The sequence below is a fragment of the Fictibacillus nanhaiensis genome (assembly GCF_049537595.1).
Lineage (GTDB): Bacteria > Bacillota > Bacilli > Bacillales > Fictibacillaceae > Fictibacillus > Fictibacillus nanhaiensis_F.
On the sequence record NZ_JBMULM010000001.1, the window covers coordinates 834,681 to 853,994 of the forward strand.

A 19,314-nucleotide genomic window follows, 5' to 3' on the forward strand; every position below is an offset into this window, starting at 1 on the left:
AATGTATAGAAAAAATGACATAATGAAATTGACAGAAAAGAAAGATTTGTTTTACAATTATGAATGAACAATCATTCATTTTTAAAAAGATGATTGTGTTATACAAAAAGAGGCGATAGAAATGAAGCGTAAAGGTCCAAAATACGAAAAAATAATTGATGCAGCTGTGAATGTGATTGCAGAACATGGCTACCATCAATCCCAGGTTTCAAAGATAGCGAAAGAAGCAGGTGTCGCTGACGGCACCATCTATCTATATTTTAAAAATAAAGAAGATCTGCTTGTTTCTGTTTTTAATGAGAAGATGGGGACCTTTATCGAAAAAACAGAAAACGAGCTAAAAAGTAACGACTCAGCGATTGAGAAGCTTAGAATTCTTGTTGAGATGCACTTTAAGCAACTAACTGCTGATTTTGAACTATCAATCGTAACACAGCTAGAACTTCGGCAGACAAACAGACAACTTCGTGCAAAAATCGGTGAAGTATTGAAGAGATACTTAGATTTAATCGACTCTATCTTGAAGGATGGAATGCAAGAAGGTGTTTTTGTTAAGAACATGGATTACAGATTGGCTCGTCAGATGATCTTTGGAACGATTGATGAAACAGCAACAAACTGGGTGATGAACGATCATCGATATGATCTACCTGCTCTTGCTGGCCCCGTACATCAGATGCTTGTAAACGGTCTTTCCGTTCGCTCTGTACATCCAGATGATTGATTTTCAAAAAAGGAGGGAATGCAAAGTTGGAATTCTTACAAATTGAAAAACAAAATAAAGTGGCAACGATCAAACTTAACCGTGCGCCAGCTAATGCATTATCAACAGGAGTTATTGAAGAAATTAATAAAGCTTTAGATCAGATCGAAAATGATAACTCTGTTAAAGCAGTTGTTATTTTAGGAGAAGGACGCTTCTTTTCAGCAGGAGCTGATATTAAAGAGTTTACAGAAGTTCCTGATGAAAAAGGTTTTGCAGAGCTTGGGAAAAAAGGACAGGATGTTTTTAACCGAATCGAACAGTTCTCAAAACCAGTGATCGCTGCCATTCACGGAGCAGCACTTGGTGGGGGTCTTGAACTTGCGATGAGTTGCCACATAAGACTTGTGGCAGAAGACGCGAAACTTGGTCTTCCAGAGCTCACACTAGGACTGGTTCCGGGATTTGCAGGAACTCAAAGGTTACCGCAGCTTGTAGGAGTACCCAAAGCTTGCGAGATGCTCCTTTCAAGTAAGCCGATATCAGGAAAAGATGCTGTCACATTTGGTTTAGCAAACAACTCTTATCCAACAGAAGAACTTTTTGAAAAGGCTTACAAAATGGCTGAAGAATTTTCTATGAAGAGTGCTGTCTCCATTAAGTACACATTAGAATTGTTGAATTATGCGAGACATGGACTCTATGAAAAAGGTGCAGAGAAAGAGCAGGAACTGTTTGGAAAAGCTTTTAAAAGTTTTGATGGGCAAGAAGGAATTTCAGCATTTATTGAAAAAAGAAAGCCTGAATTTCAGGACCGATAACTAGGAGGGTAAACGATGAACATTTTTGTTATTTTAAAACGTACTTTTGATACAGAGGAAAAAATTTCGGTTTCTAACAACAAGATCTCTGAAGATAGTGCAGAATTCATTATAAATCCATATGACGAATATGCGATCGAAGAAGCAATCACATTAAAAGATGCCCACGGTGGCACTGTTACGGTTGTCACGGTTGGAGACGAAGATTCTGAAAAAGAACTTCGCACTGCACTGGCAATGGGAGCAGATCAAGCGGTTCTTATCTCAAACGAAGACTTGGACAGCCAAGATCAATTTACGACTTCGTCAGTTTTGGCAGCTTACTTTAAAGATAAAGAATACGATATTATTCTAGGCGGAAACGTTGCGATTGATAACGGTACTGGTCAAGTTGGACCGCGTCTTGCAGAACTACTAGATATTCCACACGTAACAACGATCACAAAGATTGAAATAAACGGTACGACTGTAAACATCGAACGCGATGTTGAAGGAGATCTTGAGAAGATCGAAACTTCTCTTCCATTATTGGTAACAGCACAACAAGGATTGAACGAGCCGCGTTATCCTTCGTTACCAGGAATCATGAAAGCAAAGAAAAAGCCTCTTGAAACGCTAGAATTAGATGATCTTGATATTGATGAAGATGAAGTTGAAGCGAAAACAAAAACAGTAGAAGTGTATCTTCCACCTAAAAAGGAAGCTGGAAAAATTCTATCAGGTGAAACACCAGAGCAAGTAAAAGAACTTGTATCTCTGTTAAGAAACGAAGCGAAGGTAATATAAGGAGGAGTCATCATGGCAAAAAAAGTTTTAGTACTTGCAGAATCCCGTGACGGTGCGTTACGTAATGTTTCATTCGAAGCAATTGCAGCAGCAAAAGAAATTTCTGGCGGCGGAGAAGTTTTCGCAGTATTATGCGGTGACTCTGTGCAGTCATTAGCAACTGAGTTAATTCACTATGGAGCTGATCGTGTACTTACAGCGGAAAATGAAAAACTAGCAAACTATACACCAGATGGTTATTTCCAAACGTTAAAGCAAATCATCGATGATGAAAGCCCTGAAGCTATCGTGTTCGGACACACATCATTAGGGAAAGACCTTTCCCCTAGACTTGCTGCTCGTTTAGAATCTGGACTGATCTCAGATGTTACTGGACTCGAACAAGCGGGTGAGAATACGGTATTTACTCGCCCTGTATATTCTGGAAAAGCCTTTGAAAAGAAATTAATCTCAGATGGTCTAGTATTCGTTACGATTCGTCCAAATAATATCGCACCATTAGAGAAGGATGAATCTCGCTCCGGGGATGTGACATCTGTTTCTGTTGATATTAAAGACTTAAGAACGATTGTTAAAGAAGTTGTCCGCAAAGCATCTACTGGCGTAGATCTAGCAGAAGCAAAGATTATCGTTGCTGGCGGTCGAGGCGTTAAATCTGAAGATGGTTTCAAGCCTCTTCAAGAACTTGCAGATGTACTTGGTGCAGCTGTAGGAGCTTCACGTGGTGCTTGTGATGCGGATTATTGTGATTATTCATTGCAGATTGGTCAGACAGGTAAGGTTGTAACCCCTGATCTGTATATCGCTTGTGGGATCTCTGGAGCTATTCAGCATCTAGCTGGAATGTCCAACTCTAAAGTAATCGTGGCGATCAACAAAGATCCAGAAGCTAGCATCTTCTCTGTAGCAGACTATGGAATCGTTGGTGACCTTTTTGAAGTCGTTCCATTATTAACAGAAGAGTTTAAAAAAGTGTTAGTATAATAGAACGCAAAATGAATGAAAACGTCCGCTTTTCTGGGCGTTTTTTTCAATTTCAGAACGAGGAGAGTGTATGATGACTACAATCGCATTCATACGACACGGTGAAACCGATTGGAATACTGAAAAAAGAGCTCAAGGCTGTAAGGATATACCGCTTAACGACAACGGAAAGGATCAAGCAGAACGTTTAGCAAATAGATTTGCAGATGAAAAATGGGATGCAATATATGCCAGTCCACTACTTCGAGCATTTCATACAGCTGAGGCTATCAGTGGAACAACAGGGTTGAACGTGATAGCCGATGAAAGGCTCCGTGAGATCTCTTTCGGAGAAACAGAAGGTACCACTGAAGTCGAACGAGTTGAACGCTGGGGAGAAAATTGGATGGAGCTCGATTTAGGCAGAGAAACAAATGAGGATGCGGATTCTCGATGGAAAGCAGCTTTAGAAGACATTATACAAAATCATAAGGGTGAAAAGGTTTTGATCATTACTCATGGCGCCTTGCTTGTAAGGATTTTCAAAGAGCTGCTGCAGGATGATACGGATCGCTGGTATGGTCTAAATAACACGTCATTTTCGGTCTTTAACCTAAAAGCAGAAAACGATTGGACTTGTGAATTATTTAACTGTCAGAAACATCTTGAAACGAGTGCAACAATATAACGTTTGTCGAATTAAAAACTTGGGTACCATAAACGTGAGCAAACTATTAGCAACTGTAACATTTGTGGGATATACTTTGTTTACACTTTGTTATTTAAAAGGAGGGCCAAATAAATGGCTATTGTTAATGCATCAGATCAAACATTTAATACAGAAACGAACGAAGGTTTAGTACTTGCTGATTTTTGGGCACCATGGTGCGGACCTTGTAAAATGATTGCACCTGTTCTTGAAGAAGTAGATCAAGAAATGGAAGAAGTAAAAGTTGTTAAGCTTGATGTTGATGAAAACCAAGAAACAGCTGGTAAATTTGGAGTTATGAGTATTCCAACCCTACTTGTTTTCAAAGACGGTCAAGTGGTAGATCAAGTTGTCGGTTTCCAACCGAAAGAAGCTTTAGTAGAACTACTAAACAAACATAAATAAGGTTTATTCCAAAAAAGCCCGTTCTCGGGCTTTTTTTTTGTATTTTACATACTGTACAATATTTTCTAGGAAATATTGTCGATAAATGAAAATATATGGTTCCTAAATCATGATAGTATTATGATCAGGTTGATACATGATATGATAGTAGAAAAGACTGCTGAGAGTGAAGGGGGGAAGAAATTGACCTCTATTTCTGTAAAACAAAAATTAATGTTGCTACCAGATCAACCTGGCTGCTATCTTATGAAGAATGAGTTCGGGAAAGTTATTTATGTTGGTAAGGCGAAAGTGTTAAAGAACCGTGTTAAGTCTTATTTTTCTGGGACACACGATGGCAAAACACAGAGACTTGTAAGTGAGATCAGAGATTTTGAATACATTGTAACTTCTACTGAGATGGAAGCATTAGTTCTCGAGATGAATTTAATAAAAAAACATGACCCTCGTTACAATGTGATGCTAAAAGATGATAAAAGCTATCCATACTTAAAGATTACAGCTGAAAAACAGCCACGACTTCTATATATACGAAAGATTAAAAAAGACGGCGGAAAATATTTTGGTCCGTTCGTGAACGCTTATGCTGCACAAGAAACGAAAAAGCTTTTAGATCGTATATTCCCGCTCCGAAAGTGTGACACGATGCCTAAACGAGTGTGTCTATATTATCATATCGGTCAATGTTTAGGTCCTTGTGTATATGATGTAACCGAACAAGAAAACAAGAAGATGGTTGACGGCATCGTAAAATTTCTTAATGGCGGTTATCAGGACGTTAAAAATGAGTTATCGGAAAAGATGTTAGAAGCATCTGAAGCATTGAACTTTGAACGCGCAAAAGAGCTTCGAGATCAGATACAGCACATTGAAGCTGTTATGGAAAAGCAAAAGATGATGACGGCAGATTTAGTCGATCGAGATGTCTTTGGCTACCATTTTGATAAAGGGTGGATGTGTGTCCAAGTCTTCTTCATCAGGCAAGGTAAAGTGATCGCCCGGGATATTTCTGTCTTTCCGTTTTATGGAGAAGCGAATGAAGATCTATTAACCTTTATTGGTCAGTTCTATCTGCAAAAGAATCACCTTCTGCCTAAAGAGATCCTGCTTCCTCAAGAAGTAGATGCTAATCTTGTATCGGAACTTCTTCAAGTGAAAGTATTGCAACCAAAAAAAGGACAAAAGAAAGAGCTAGTAGAGTTAGCTACTAAGAACGCGTCCTTAGCTCTTCACGAAAAATTTGCCCTGATTGAGCAAGATGAAGCGAGAACAATCAAGGCCGTTGAGAATCTTGGAGAAAGGATAGGAATTGCTGCTCCTTATCGTATTGAAGCGTTCGATAATTCAAATATACATGGAACAGATCCTGTTTCAGCGATGGTTGTTTTTGTTGATGGTAAACCTTATAAAAAGGATTATCGAAAATACAAGATCAAATCTGTAGAAGGACCAGATGATTATGCTTCTATGAAAGAAGTTGTTCGTCGCAGATATACAAGAGTGTTAAGAGAAGAAGGAGAGCTTCCTAGCCTGATTCTGATCGATGGCGGAAAAGGGCAGATATCAGCGGCTCAAGATGTGTTAGAAAACGAGCTTAACTTATTTATTCCTGTAGCAGGTCTATCGAAAGATGAAAAGCATAGAACCTCACAGCTATGGATCGGTGATCCTCCAGAGATGATACACCTAGCTCGAAACAGCCAGGAATTCTATCTGTTGCAACGAATCCAAGATGAAGTTCATAGGTTTGCGATCTCTTTTCACCGAAAAGTTCGTTCCAAAAGTATGTTTGAATCAACATTAGACAGCATTGCGGGTATCGGTGACAAACGAAAGAAGATGCTACTTCGCCACTTTGGATCATTAAAGAAGTTAAAAGAAGCTTCTGTTGATGAGATTCAAGCAGCAGGTGTACCTAAACCAGTAGCAGAGCTTATAGAAAAAGCATTTTTATCAAATGAGTAGTTGCAGCCAACGAGTAACTTTGTTAAAATAAATCCAACTTTATAAATATGCCATGCTTCGTATGAAGTGATGGTAGAGGAGCAGGAACCAATAGTAACCCATCTGAAGAGAAGAAGCTCTAGTGATGATGGTGGAAAGGGGATTCTTGCCGAAGTGTAAAAGGGCTTCTAGTCTTTTATGCTGGACCTGTATTGAATAAATACAGAGCTGTCACACAAGTCCCCCCAGGGTTTGTGTGGAGGACTATCTCACGAGGGGGAACAAACTTGGCTTGCTACGGATTATAGCAACAATAGGGTTTTTCCTTATTGTTGCTTTTTTGTATTTACTTTCAAATTAAGTGACCTGAAAGTATACGTGCAAACTAAGTAGACGTGGTCATTCTAGCGTCAACAAAGTCTTCTAATAAAAGAGATAGAATCTTACAACATGAAGGGATTGGAGTAAATGGGGAGAATCGTACAAAAATTTGGTGGAACTAGTGTTGGCTCAGTTGAGCGAATACAAAATGTGGCAAAGCGAATCATCCATGAAGTAGATGCAGGAAATGAAGTCGTGGTAGTTGTTTCAGCGATGGGTAAAACAACGGATGAACTTGTAAAGCTCGCGACAAATATCAGTCAGAACCCTTCTAAACGGGAGATGGATATGCTCCTTACGACGGGAGAACAGATTACGATCGCCCTATTGACGATGGCTCTGCATCAAGAAGGATATAAAGCCCAATCATTAACAGGATGGCAAGCGGGTATTCAAACAGAAGATACCTTTTCAAATGCAAGAATACTAGACATCGATTCAAAGCGCATCTCTTCACTGTTAAAAGATGGTCATATCGTCGTTGTTGCTGGATTTCAAGGACTTATTCCTGAAACAAAGGATATTGCCACTCTTGGTAGAGGTGGATCAGATACAACAGCCGTTGCCCTAGCAGCAGCGCTTAATGCAGATCGATGTGACATCTATACCGATGTGACCGGTGTATATACGACTGATCCCCGTGTAGTAAATTCAGCTAGAAAACTACCTTCGATCTCTTATGATGAGATGTTAGAGATGGCCAACCTCGGTGCAGGTGTCTTACATCCGAGAGCGGTTGAGTTTGCTAAAAACTATAATATTTTATTAGAAGTAAGGTCAAGCATGAGTGAAGAACGCGGAACATTAGTAGAGGAGGAAGTTTCTATGGAACAAAATTTAATGGTTAGAGGTCTTGCGTTTGAAGGAAACATAACAAAAATTACCGTCTCTTCCGTTCCTAATGAAATACATGCATTAGCGGAACTATTTACAATTTTGGCTTCGAACGGCATAAATGTGGACATCATCATTCAAAATGTATTAAATGAAGAAAAAACGAATATTTCGTTCTCGATCGAATCAAATTCATTATCTGCTACCCAAGAAGTACTTGCTGCACATCAATCAAAATTAGGATTTGAATCAATCAGTTATGAACAAGGTCTGGCAAAGGTGTCAATCGTTGGTTCAGGCATGATCTCAAATCCAGGTGTAGCAGCTAAAATGTTTAAAGCTCTGTCAGATGAAGAGATTATGATCAAGATGGTTAGCACCTCTGAGATTAAAGTATCCACTGTTGTGAAACAAGAAGATATGATTAAATCGATAGAAACGCTGCATGATGTGTTTGAGTTAGATGCTCGTGTTCCTGTTCAGAACACGTAAGTCCAAACATTGAAAAAGCCGGCAATCCGCCGGCTTTTGCTATTCGATCGTATCTTTTTTATCCCATTGAACGGTGATAAAAACTTTGTTTCTTTTCATTGATTCTAAAGCTTCTGTTGTGCATTTTTTTTGTAGCTGAACTTGTTCAGCAAGGAAGCCTGCTTCTAGGCTGAACGTTTGATGAGTGAAGTTTTCCATTCGCTGCATGATCAGTTGAGAGTTTAAAGAGAAATTCATCTCTGTTTTCGAAGCTTCAATCATTTCAAGTGTGCCCCAGCCAGCTTCAACAAAAAAAGCGTGAACTTCTTCCATCGTATGTAAAGGATATTTTCTAGCCAAGTGTCTTCCTGCCCAATAGAGAATATTTCGTTCTTGTTTGCCAAGAAGTTCAGGCAATAAGTCGCTTCGTAGGATCTCATACCCAAAAGCTGAAACAGAAAGCTGTTCTACAGGGGTGTTTTCATCCTTTGTCTTTTGTTTAAACATTCTGCATCCCTTCTTTCTCATTTTTATTATAACGGGAAAGCGGTTTAAACTCTATAGCAACTATCGGTATTTGTCGAAAATCTTAAAGCTTTAAAAGCGTTGGTGTATAAAGAAAATTTACGTGTTTAGTTGTTAGCGTTTTCTTGACGGTGTCAAACGATGGGAGTAAAATGGACATGTTGCTAGTTAATTAAGCTAATTGTTTAACACTCATCCTCTAAAAGAGGAAACTTAAAACGCTTACATGTGGAGAGGAACAAAGATTAGCAGCCAGAGAGAGGCTAAATTTGAAGGGGGCAAGAGAATGGCTGGCAGTAGAGATTTTATTAACAGAAGAATTCATTCATTATTAGGAGTAATTCCGATCGGGATTTTTCTCGTGCAGCATTTAGTTGTAAACCATTTTGCGACGAGGGATGCTGAAGCATTTAACAAAGCAGCACATTTTATGGAAAGTTTACCGTTTCGTATTTTCCTAGAAACGTTTGTGATCTACTTACCAATTTTGTTTCATGCCGTGTATGGACTTTACATTACGTTTCAAGCTAAAAACAATGTTACCCGCTACGGCTATTTCCGCAACATGATGTTCCTCGTTCAGCGTGTAACAGGCGTTATCACATTAGTTTTCATCGCTTGGCACGTATGGGAAACACGTGTACAAGCTGCGTTCGGACAAGAGGTAAACTTTGATATGATGGCAGACATCTTAAGCTCTCCATTCATGGTTGCCTTCTATCTTGTAGGTGTTTTATCAGCAGTATTCCATTTTGCTAACGGATTATGGTCGTTCTTTGTCAGCTGGGGCCTTACAGTTTCGCCTCGTTCACAAAAAATTTCAACATACGTAACAATGGGTGTATTTGTTGCACTTGCAATTGTTAGCGTAAGAACAATCTTTGCATTCATTTAAAAGGGGTGAGACAAATTGAGTAATCAGAAAATTATTGTTGTTGGCGGAGGTCTCGCCGGTTTAATGGCTACAATTAAAGCAGCTGAGGCTGGTGTAAATGTTGACCTCTTTTCAGTAGTTCCAGTAAAACGTTCGCATTCTGTTTGTGCTCAAGGTGGCATAAACGGTGCTGTAAATACAAAAGGTGAAGGAGATTCACCATGGGAGCATTTTGATGACTCTGTATACGGTGGAGACTTTTTAGCAAACCAACCTCCAGTTAAAGCCATGTGTGACGCGGCGCCTGGAATCATTCATCTAATGGACCGTATGGGTGTAATGTTTAATAGAACTCCTGAAGGATTACTTGACTTCCGTCGTTTCGGAGGAACACAGCATCATCGTACTGCATTTGCCGGTGCAACAACGGGTCAGCAATTATTGTACGCACTAGATGAGCAAGTTCGCCGCCACGAGGTAGCAGGTCTTGTCACGAAATATGAAGGATGGGAATTCTTATCTGCTATTATTGATGACGGAGGGCAATGTCGTGGAATCACTGCTCAAAACTTGAAAACGATGGAGATCGTAAGTTTCCCTGCGGATGCCGTTATTATGGCGACAGGAGGACCTGGTATCATTTTCGGTAAATCTACGAACTCTGTTATTAATACAGGTGGAGCAGCATCAGCTCTTTATCAGCAAGGTGTTTATTATGCGAACGGTGAGTTCATTCAAATTCACCCGACTGCCATTCCTGGTGATGACAAGCTTCGATTGATGAGTGAATCAGCACGTGGTGAAGGTGGACGTGTTTGGACATATAAAGACGGAAAGCCTTGGTACTTCCTAGAAGAGAAGTATCCAGCATACGGAAACCTTGTTCCTCGTGACATCGCTACACGTGAGATCTTCCACGTTTGCGTTGATCTAAAGCTAGGAATCAATGGTGAGAACATGGTATACCTTGATCTTTCACACAAAGATCCTAAAGAGCTTGACATTAAACTTGGTGGAATCATCGAGATCTATGAAAAGTTCATGGGTGATGATCCTCGTAAAGTTCCAATGAAGATTTTCCCTGCGGTTCACTATTCAATGGGTGGAATGTGGGTTGATTATGATCAGATGACGAACATTCCTGGTCTCTTTGCAGCAGGTGAGTGTGAGTATCAATATCATGGTGCTAATAGATTAGGAGCGAACTCACTACTTTCAGCTATTTTCGGTGGTATGGAAGCTGGCCCATCAGCTGTTCGATATATTCGAGGATTAGAAAAAACAGTTGAGGATGTACCTTCTACTGTGTTTGATAACCAAGTGAAAAAAGATCAAGAAGTATACAACAACATTCTTTCTATGGATGGAACTGAGAATGCTTATGTGATCCATAAAGAACTTGGAGAATGGATGACAGATAACGTAACGGTTGTTAGATACAACGATAAATTAAAACAAACGGATGAAAAGATCCAAGAATTGATGCAGCGTTACAAAAACATCAATATTAACGATACATCTAAGTGGAGCAACCAAGGTGCATCATTTACGCGTCAGCTATGGCACATGCTTCAGCTAGCTCGTGTTATAACGCTTGGTGCTCTAAACCGTGATGAAAGCCGTGGAGCTCATTACAAACCAGACTTTCCTGAACGTAATGATGAGCAATGGTTAAAAACAACAAAAGCGAAATTCAATCCAACAACGAACGGACCAGAATTTGAGTATGAAGAAGTAGATGTTTCGCTTATCCAGCCACGTAAACGTGACTATTCTAAGAAGAAGGCAGGGGTGTAAGCATGAGCACAAAAATGGTGAAATTCGTCATCTCAAGACAGGATAACCCAGAAACTGCCCCATATTTAGAAGAGTTTGAGATTCCTCATCGTCCAAATATGAACGTAATATCTGCTCTTATGGAAATTCGTAGAAACCCTGTTAACGCAAAAGGGGAAGCTACGACTCCCGTTACTTGGGAGATGGGTTGTTTAGAAGAAGTTTGTGGTGCATGTTCAATGGTAATCAACGGAAAGCCAAGACAATCTTGTACGGCTCTTGTTGATCAATTGGAACAGCCAATTCGTCTTGAACCAATGAAAACATTCCCGGTTGTCCGTGATTTGGCGATCGATAGAAGTAGAATGTTTGATGCACTTAAACGAGTTAAAGCTTGGATTCCGATCGATGGTACGTATGATCTTGGGCCAGGTCCTCGTATGCCTGAAACAAAGCGTCAATGGGCATATGAACTTTCGAAATGTATGACATGCGGTGTTTGTTTAGAAGCATGTCCGAACGTGAATACAAATTCAGACTTTATCGGACCTGCACCTTTATCGCAAGTTCGTCTATTCAATGCTCACCCAACTGGTGAAATGAACAAAGAAGAACGTTTAAACGCGATCATGGATGACGGTGGGCTTGCAGAGTGTGGTAACTCGCAAAACTGTGTACAGTCTTGTCCGAAAGGAATTCCTTTAACAACATCAATCGCTGCACTTAACCGTGATACAAGCTTCCAAGCTTTCAAGAACTTCTTTGGCAGTGATCGTTAAAGTATCATAAAGAGCTTCTCTCATCAGGGAGAAGCTTTTTTAAAAACCAAATAACTGAATAGCGATTCATTAAATATCTGTATAAGAAAGGCGGTAAAGAATTTGGCTAGGCAAGATTACATATCAAATATGGATGAGTGGCAGAAGGGCTTTTCTTTTTATCACGAATTGCAAGTACGTTTTGGTGAAATTGACGGATTCGGCCACGTGAACAATACGAACATCTTTACTTATATGGAAGAATCACGAATCGCGATGTTTAAAGAACTGGGTCTGATGACAGACTGGGGTACTCGAGACTCAGAAGAGATTCCAGTGGTGGCAGATCTTCAGTGTGACTATTTGGCTCAGATTATGTACGATGAAAAATTAAAAGTTTATGTGAAAATTAATGAAGTAGGCTCATCTTCCATCGACATACATTACTTTGGGATAAACGAGAAGAAGATTCCTGTATTTACAGGAAGAGGTGCTATCGTACAGATTTCTAGACAAAATGGACGTCCTGTAAAGTGGAATGAAGAGCTAAAAAACCAACTAAATAATTTTTCTAAAGAAGCCCATGTATGAAAATGGGCTTTTTTTTATGGTTTATCCGTAATATTCTTCATACTTTTTAAATGAACCAAGTCACTCCCCTCTGATTCTTTACATACTATATGTTGACTAAATACTTCCAATATTCGTTGGCGGTTCCTAAACCCTAGCAAGGAGGGGTGAATTCATTGAAAGATAAACACTACCGACCGAAGCCTCTACTTACAAAAAGAGAGAGAGAAGTTTTCGAACTACTAGTTCAAGATAAGACCACAAAAGAAATTGCGGAACAATTATTCATTAGTGAGAAAACTGTTCGTAACCATATTTCAAATACCATGCAAAAGCTTGGGGTTAAAGGACGCTCTCAAGCCGTTGTAGAGTTATTGAGGCTTGGAGAACTCGAGATTTAGTCAGAAAGCGGCTTTCATTGTGAAAGCCGTTTTCAGTTTGGCTTTGCTGCAGGTAAAAAGTGTAATTGATTTTTCTAACCTTTTTCCGCTATGATGAAGGTTATGATGTTAATGGTTTATGGACCTAAATGAAAAAGGTGAAAAAATTCATGAACAAAAGCCTGCAAGTAAAAAAAGTTCTTAATAATAATGTGGTTATTGCTATTGATTCCTCTGATGAAGAAAGAATTGTTATTGGCAAAGGAATCGGCTTCGGCAAGAAACCAGGTGAAGAGATCCTTCCTAAGCAAGTGGACAAGTTATTTGTATTAAAAGATGAAAACGAACAAGAACAATATAAAACCTTATTAGATTCGATAGATGAAAAGATTGTAGAATTGATCAATGATGTAATTGTTCACATACGAACTCGTTTTGAGAATGAGTTAAACGAACATATACATGTCGCGTTAACCGACCATATCACATTTGCGATCAAACGATTAGAACAAAGTATGGATATCAAAAATCCATTTCTAACTGAAACACAAACACTATATCCAAAAGAATATACGGTGGCTGAAGAGGCGATCGAAATCATCAATAAGTCGCTGGGCATTCATCTTCCTGAAGGTGAGGTTGGTTTTGTGGCATTACATATTCATAGCGCCATAACCAATAAAAGTGTAACGGACATAAAGAAGCATTCAGAGCTCATCAATACTTTAATGCAGATGATTCAACATTCACTAGACCTATCAATTGATACAAAGAGCATTAATTATTTACGTCTTGTACGTCATTTAAGGCATGCGATAGAACGTATCTCTATGGGTGATATCATGGAGGAACAAGAAAAGTTAGCAAAAGTGTTGAAAGAAGAATATCCTTTATGCTACAATTTGGCGTGGAAGTTGATTAAGGTTATGCAAAACACCTTACAAAAACCCGTGCCACATGCAGAAGCAGTCTATTTGACAATGCATTTGCAAAGGCTTTCGCGTTATGACAATGAAGACAAATGATAACTGAATATAGAACAACTCGTTTTTACGTGTTACTGATTCGATCAGGCATAAGTAAGAAACAAAAGTGTAGCAGATGCTTAATTAGGATATATTAATTCTGATTAGGGATTTACTCATGTTTCTTATTTATGTCTTTTTTTGTTTGATGCGGAAGTAAATGGAAGGGTTATCATAATAAAAAGGAGGACTTCCTATGTGGAAAAAACTATTTGGTGTTCTTCAACGCGTAGGTAAAGCACTTATGCTACCGGTTGCGATCTTACCAGCTGCAGGTCTGTTGCTTGCCTTTGGTAACGCGTTCAAAAACCCAGCGTTGATTGAAAGAATACCTGCATTAGATGCAGCATGGTTCCAGCTTGTTGCAGACGTAATGGAAAAATCGGGAGACATTGTTTTTGCCAATTTATCGTTACTGTTTGCCGTAGGTGTTGCCGTAGGTCTAGCAGGCGGTGAAGGTGTAGCAGGATTAGCTGCTATTATCGGTTACTTGATCATGAACGTAACCATGAGCGTTATTGAAGGTGTAACACCTGATATGATCGGAAAAGATCCTTCTTTTGCGAACGTACTAGGTATTCCTACACTTCAAACTGGAGTGTTTGGAGGTATCATCGTCGGTATTTTAGCCTCCTATCTTTATAAGAGGTTCTATAACATCGAACTTCCTCAATACTTAGGGTTCTTTGCCGGAAAACGTTTTGTACCGATTGTTACTGCAGTTTCTGCTTTAGCACTAGGTATTGTAATGACGTTCATCTGGCCACCTGTTCAGCATGGACTTAATACGTTCTCTGAAAGCATGATCAATTCGAACTTGACGGTTGCAGCATTTATCTTTGGAGTGATCGAACGTTCATTGATTCCTTTTGGACTTCATCACATCTTTTACTCGCCGTTCTGGTTTGAGTTTGGCTCTTATAAATCTGCAGCAGAAGGACTTGTTCGCGGTGACCAAGCGATCTTCTTTGCACAATTAAAAGATAACGTTGAATTAACAGCAGGTACATTTATGACTGGTAAGTTCCCGTTCATGATGTTCGGACTTCCAGCTGCAGCATTGGCTATGTATCACGAAGCACGACCTGAACAAAAGAAAATAGTAGCAGGTATAATGGGTTCTGCCGCGTTGACTTCTTTCTTAACCGGAATCACGGAACCACTGGAGTTTACTTTCTTATTTGTTGCTCCAGTATTATTTGGAATTCATGCGATTTTCGCAGGTCTTTCTTTTATGGTTATGCACTTGTTAAATGTTAAAATAGGTATGACTTTCTCTGGTGGTGTAATTGACTACTTATTGTTCGGAGTACTTCCTAACCGTACAGACTGGTGGCTAGTAATTCCTGTAGGTCTCGTATTTGCAGTGATCTATTACTTTGGTTTCCGTTTTGCGATTCGTAAATGGAACCTTAAGACACCAGGACGAGAAATCGTGGATGATGAAGTTGAAACAAATGTTGGACCGTCCAATAAAGATTCACTCGCAGCGAATATTTTAGAGGGATTAGGGGGAGAGTCCAATATCTCTAACCTTGATGCTTGTATTACTCGATTAAGAGTTTCTGTAAATGATCCTAAGGAAGTAAACAAGGCTCGATTGAAAAAACTCGGAGCATCTGGCGTTCTTGAAATGGGTAATAACATTCAAGCGATCTTTGGAACTCGATCAGATACGATCAAGAGTGAAATTCAAGATATTATCAATGGTAAGACTGTAGCTAAACCGAAAAATTCAGAGAAAACTTCTGAACAAGGAAAAGTTATGGAAACAAACAATGAAGGTGCTACACCAACTTCATCCATTTCTACAGATGATGATCGTTTTGTTTCTCCGATTAAAGGGAAAATACTTCCGATCACCGAAGTTCCTGACCAAGTTTTCTCAGGAAAAATGATGGGTGATGGATTTGCCATCGAACCAGCAGAAGGCTTGGTGGTTTCACCTGTTAATGGTAAGATAATGAATATCTTCCCGACAAAACATGCCATCGGTATTGAGTCAGATTCAGGCAAAGAAATTCTCATCCACTTTGGTATCGATACAGTGAAACTGAAAGGTGAAGGTTTCGAGAGCTTTGTTTCTGAAGGCGACAGAGTTAAGATCGGTCAAAATATCTTAAAGGTTGACCTGAACTTTGTTAAGGAAAACGCACCATCCGTAATCACACCGATTGTATTCACGAATCTATCGGATGAAACAGTTTCCGTCGAAAAAACAGGAACTGTGGCTATAGAGGAAGAAAATATTATTACATTCAAAAAATAAAGGGGTAATTATCATGGCAGAAAAAACATTCAAAGTAACTAGCGAATCAGGAATTCACGCACGTCCAGCAACAACTTTAGTTAACCAAGCAGGTCAGTTCAGCTCAGATATTACACTTGATTACAACGGAAAAAGCGTTAACTTAAAATCAATCATGGGCGTTATGAGCCTTGGAATCCAACAAGGATCTTCAATCGTGATCAAAGCAGAAGGTTCAGATGCAGATGAAGCAATCGCAGCATTAGAAAATGTAATGAAAAAGGAAGGGCTTGGTGAGTAATGTCTGAAAAAATTTCAGGTATTGCAGCATCAGCCGGCATCGCAATCGCAAAAGCGTTTGTTCTTCAAAACCCTGAATTAACGATCGAAAGAAAATCGATCTCAGATTCTGCGAGTGAGATCGAGCGTTTTGAAGCAGCGCTAACCGTTTCTAAAGAGGAACTTTCTGTAATTAAAGAAAAAGCGAACGAAGAGTTAGGCGAAGATAAGGCAGCGATTTTTGCTGCCCATCTTCTTGTATTGAGCGATCCAGAACTAGTTGATGCTGTAAAACAAAAGATTGAGAATGAAATGGTTAATGCAGAAGCAGCAATGGACGATGTGTCATCCATGTTCATCAATATGTTTGAATCCATGGATAACGAATACATGAAAGAGCGTGCTGCAGATATTCGTGACGTTTCAAAACGAGTTTTAGCTCATTTATTAAATGTCACGTTTGCAACACCTGCAAGCATCACAGAAGAAGTTGTCATCTTAGCTGAAGATCTAACTCCTTCTGACACGGCTCAATTAAACCGTAATTTTGTTAAAGGATTTGCAACTGACATTGGTGGGAGAACTTCTCATTCAGCAATCATGTCACGTTCAATGGAGATTCCTGCAGTAGTGGGAACTAAAACAATTACGGAAAACGTTGAGAACGGTGTAATGGTGATCATCGACGGTTTGGATGGACACGTAATCGTAAATCCGACTGAAGATGAAATCACAACATATGAAGAGAAACAAAAACAATATCAAAAGCAAAAAGCGGAATGGGCAAAGCTAGTGAATGAAAAAACATTCTCAAGCGATTCTGTTCAAGTTGAGCTTGCGGCTAATATTGGAACACCAGCAGACGTAAAAGGTGTCCTGGAAAACGGTGCAGAAGGCGTTGGTTTATACCGTACAGAATTCCTTTATATGGGTCGTGACCAACTTCCGACTGAAGAAGAGCAGTTCAAGGCATACAGTGAAGTGCTCCAAAAGATGGAAGGTAAACCAGTAGTCATCCGTACACTTGATATTGGTGGGGATAAAGAGCTTCCGTATTTAAATCTTCCGAAAGAGTTAAATCCTTTCTTAGGATTCCGTGCGATTCGTCTTTGCTTAGAAGAGCAAGAAATTTTCCGTACACAACTTAGAGCCCTTCTTCGAGCAAGCCAATATGGGAACTTGAAAATCATGTTCCCGATGATTGCAACACTTGGAGAGTTCCGTGCTGCTAAAGGTATTTTGTTAGAGGAAAAGGAAAAGCTCGTTTCAGAAGGTATAGAAGTATCCGGATCCATTGAAGTAGGTATCATGGTGGAAATTCCATCAACAGCCGTAATGGCAGATACTTTTGCTAAAGAAGTTGATTTCTTCAGCATCGGTACTAACGATCTGATTCAATATACGATGGCTGCTGATCGTATGAACGAACAAGTTTCTTACTTGTATCAGCCCTACAATCCAGCGATCTTAAGATTAGTAAAAATGGTTATTGATGCAGCTCATAAAGAAGGTAAATGGGCTGGTATGTGTGGAGAGATGGCAGGCGATCCAATCGCAATTCCAATTCTTCTTGGCCTTGGCCTCGATGAATTCTCAATGAGTGCTACATCTGTACTTCCTGCTCGTAGTCAGATTCTTGGTCTGTCTAAAGAAAAGATCAGTGCACACATGGATAAAATTCTACAAATGGAAACAATGGAAGACGTTGTAAAGTTTGCAGAAGAAAATTTCTAAAGTAGAAAAGACTATGGGGAAATTTCCATAGTCTTTTTCTATAGATGTTTGAGTGAGTAGTTAATTTTCACTCCAGGCTGCTCGGTTTTTAGAACTTTACATTAACGAATGGTCTTGCAATTTCATAAAAATATTAGCAGAATAGAAAACAGTGATTTAACGCCAGTATGTATATAGAGATGAGGCGATGTTTTTGAATAGACCCATTGGAGTCATTGATTCAGGAGTGGGAGGTTTAACGGTAGCAAGAGAGATCATGAAGCAGCTACCGAAAGAAGAAATTATATACTTAGGAGACACGAAAAGGTGTCCTTATGGTCCGAGGCCATTTGAAGAGGTTAGGACTTATACATGGGAAATGATTGACTTTCTTTTAGAACAGGAGATTAAGATGCTCGTTATCGCTTGTAATACAGCTACTGCAGCAGTATTAGAAGAAGCGAAGAGAAAGTTAGACATTCCGGTCTTAGGTGTTATCCATCCTGGTGCCCGTTCCGCTTTAAAAGCGACGAAGAACAATCATGTCGGTGTAATCGGGACAGTCGGAACGATCAATAGTGGTGCTTATAAACAGGCACTAACGCAGATTCGTAACGATGTGATCGTAGAAAGTTTAGCGTGTCCGTTGTTCGTTCCGCTTGTTGAACAAGGAAAGTTATCAGGTGAAGAGACATTAAGTGCAGTTTCAGAAACATTATATCCGTTAAAGGATGTTTCCATTGATACTTTAATCCTGGGATGCACACATTACCCGCTGTTAAGACCGGTCATTCAGCAAGTGATGGGTGAACACATCACGTTGATCTGTTCAGGTGCAGAAACTGCGCGTGAAGTTTCTGTCATCTTAGACCATAGCAGACTTCTAAATACAACAGATGCTAAACCGATGCATCGATTTTTAGCTACAGCAGAGAGCGATCATTTCCTGCAGATCGCTAACCATTGGCTAGACCGCAAGATTGAAAAAGTAGAATGTATGAAGTTGTCATAATGAGAATATTGAAGCGATAAGAGTAGGATTCTTTTAGGGATTCTGCTCTTTTTCTTTGATTAATGCCAACCTCTTTTATTTTTTGTACAAGTGGTCTAACGGGAGAGGGTAGCTCGTATACATAGTAGTACAAACCA

19 protein-coding genes and 1 riboswitch are annotated in these 19,314 nt (G+C 39.5%); of the genes, 18 read left to right on the plus strand and 1 reads right to left on the minus strand.

All coding sequences use genetic code 11. The features are described from left to right. Positions 1-121 precede the first annotated feature (121 nt). The 8 genes from ACOZ9X_RS04105 to ACOZ9X_RS04140 all read left to right on the plus strand — a co-directional run bounded on the left by ACOZ9X_RS04105 (position 122) and on the right by ACOZ9X_RS04140 (position 8,038). Positions 122-724, plus strand: coding sequence for a TetR/AcrR family transcriptional regulator (locus ACOZ9X_RS04105; RefSeq protein ID WP_197131467.1), 603 nt, complete (start codon positions 122-124; stop codon positions 722-724). Positions 725-750: 26 nt separating this feature from the next. Then, the gene (locus ACOZ9X_RS04110; protein WP_423417129.1) at positions 751-1,524 is read left to right on the plus strand and encodes an enoyl-CoA hydratase; all 774 of its coding nucleotides are present in this window, start codon (positions 751-753) and stop codon (positions 1,522-1,524) included. Positions 1,525-1,539: 15 nt separating this feature from the next. Continuing rightward, entirely contained in the window at positions 1,540-2,310 is a 771-nt protein-coding gene (locus tag ACOZ9X_RS04115) for an electron transfer flavoprotein subunit beta/FixA family protein (protein ID WP_144698721.1), read from the plus strand. Between the two features lie 12 nt (positions 2,311-2,322). Next, the gene (locus ACOZ9X_RS04120) at positions 2,323-3,294 is read left to right on the plus strand and encodes an electron transfer flavoprotein subunit alpha/FixB family protein (RefSeq protein WP_066396682.1); all 972 of its coding nucleotides are present in this window, start codon (positions 2,323-2,325) and stop codon (positions 3,292-3,294) included. Between the two features lie 70 nt (positions 3,295-3,364). Then, on the plus strand, positions 3,365-3,961 hold the full coding sequence (locus ACOZ9X_RS04125) for a histidine phosphatase family protein (protein ID WP_423417130.1): 597 nt from the start codon (positions 3,365-3,367) through the stop codon (positions 3,959-3,961). A 114-nt stretch (positions 3,962-4,075) separates the two neighbouring features. Next, positions 4,076-4,387 carry a thioredoxin gene (gene trxA / locus ACOZ9X_RS04130; RefSeq protein WP_137788705.1) on the plus strand — a complete coding sequence of 104 codons (312 nt, stop codon included), beginning with the start codon at positions 4,076-4,078 and terminating at the stop codon, positions 4,385-4,387. A gap of 141 nt (positions 4,388-4,528) precedes the next feature. Next, positions 4,529-6,352 carry an excinuclease ABC subunit UvrC gene (gene uvrC / locus ACOZ9X_RS04135; protein WP_423417131.1) on the plus strand — a complete coding sequence of 608 codons (1,824 nt, stop codon included), beginning with the start codon at positions 4,529-4,531 and terminating at the stop codon, positions 6,350-6,352. Between the two features lie 65 nt (positions 6,353-6,417). Further along, positions 6,418-6,606, plus strand: a riboswitch (Lysine riboswitch). A gap of 193 nt (positions 6,607-6,799) precedes the next feature. Further along, positions 6,800-8,038 carry an aspartate kinase gene (locus tag ACOZ9X_RS04140; protein ID WP_423417132.1) on the plus strand — a complete coding sequence of 413 codons (1,239 nt, stop codon included), beginning with the start codon at positions 6,800-6,802 and terminating at the stop codon, positions 8,036-8,038. 39 nt (positions 8,039-8,077) lie between these two features. On the opposite strand, the gene ACOZ9X_RS04145 is transcribed toward ACOZ9X_RS04140, so the two are convergent. Next, positions 8,078-8,524 (minus strand): YslB family protein, encoded by a 447-nt coding sequence (locus ACOZ9X_RS04145; protein ID WP_144698729.1) that lies wholly within the window; start codon positions 8,522-8,524, stop codon positions 8,078-8,080. Positions 8,525-8,828: 304 nt separating this feature from the next. Here ACOZ9X_RS04145 and ACOZ9X_RS04150 point away from each other — a divergent pair, with 304 nt between their 5' ends. The 10 genes from ACOZ9X_RS04150 to racE all read left to right on the plus strand — a co-directional run bounded on the left by ACOZ9X_RS04150 (position 8,829) and on the right by racE (position 19,177). After that, positions 8,829-9,437: a succinate dehydrogenase cytochrome b558 subunit gene (locus ACOZ9X_RS04150; protein ID WP_144698731.1), complete on the plus strand. Its 609-nt coding sequence runs from the start codon at positions 8,829-8,831 to the stop codon at positions 9,435-9,437. Positions 9,438-9,452: 15 nt separating this feature from the next. Further along, positions 9,453-11,213 (plus strand): succinate dehydrogenase flavoprotein subunit, encoded by a 1,761-nt coding sequence (gene sdhA / locus ACOZ9X_RS04155; RefSeq protein WP_423417133.1) that lies wholly within the window; start codon positions 9,453-9,455, stop codon positions 11,211-11,213. A gap of 2 nt (positions 11,214-11,215) precedes the next feature. Further along, positions 11,216-11,971, plus strand: a complete 756-nt coding sequence (sdhB, locus tag ACOZ9X_RS04160) for a succinate dehydrogenase iron-sulfur subunit (RefSeq protein ID WP_144698733.1) — start codon at positions 11,216-11,218, stop codon at positions 11,969-11,971. Between the two features lie 102 nt (positions 11,972-12,073). After that, positions 12,074-12,541, plus strand: a complete 468-nt coding sequence (locus tag ACOZ9X_RS04165) for an acyl-CoA thioesterase (RefSeq protein WP_423417134.1) — start codon at positions 12,074-12,076, stop codon at positions 12,539-12,541. 155 nt (positions 12,542-12,696) lie between these two features. Beyond that, entirely contained in the window at positions 12,697-12,921 is a 225-nt protein-coding gene (locus ACOZ9X_RS04170; protein ID WP_066243534.1) for a helix-turn-helix domain-containing protein, read from the plus strand. Positions 12,922-13,049: 128 nt separating this feature from the next. Next, positions 13,050-13,925: a glucose PTS transporter transcription antiterminator GlcT gene (glcT, locus tag ACOZ9X_RS04175; RefSeq protein ID WP_423417135.1), complete on the plus strand. Its 876-nt coding sequence runs from the start codon at positions 13,050-13,052 to the stop codon at positions 13,923-13,925. Between the two features lie 196 nt (positions 13,926-14,121). After that, entirely contained in the window at positions 14,122-16,194 is a 2,073-nt protein-coding gene (ptsG, locus tag ACOZ9X_RS04180; RefSeq protein ID WP_423417136.1) for a glucose-specific PTS transporter subunit IIBC, read from the plus strand. Positions 16,195-16,207: 13 nt separating this feature from the next. Then, on the plus strand, positions 16,208-16,474 hold the full coding sequence (locus tag ACOZ9X_RS04185; RefSeq protein ID WP_066396644.1) for a phosphocarrier protein HPr: 267 nt from the start codon (positions 16,208-16,210) through the stop codon (positions 16,472-16,474). Further along, positions 16,474-18,186: a phosphoenolpyruvate--protein phosphotransferase gene (gene ptsP / locus ACOZ9X_RS04190; protein ID WP_423417137.1), complete on the plus strand. Its 1,713-nt coding sequence runs from the start codon at positions 16,474-16,476 to the stop codon at positions 18,184-18,186. Before ACOZ9X_RS04185 ends, ptsP begins: the two co-directional genes overlap by 1 nt. A 193-nt stretch (positions 18,187-18,379) precedes the next feature. Next, positions 18,380-19,177 (plus strand): glutamate racemase, encoded by a 798-nt coding sequence (gene racE / locus ACOZ9X_RS04195; RefSeq protein WP_423417138.1) that lies wholly within the window; start codon positions 18,380-18,382, stop codon positions 19,175-19,177. The last annotated feature ends 137 nt before the right edge of the window (positions 19,178-19,314 follow it).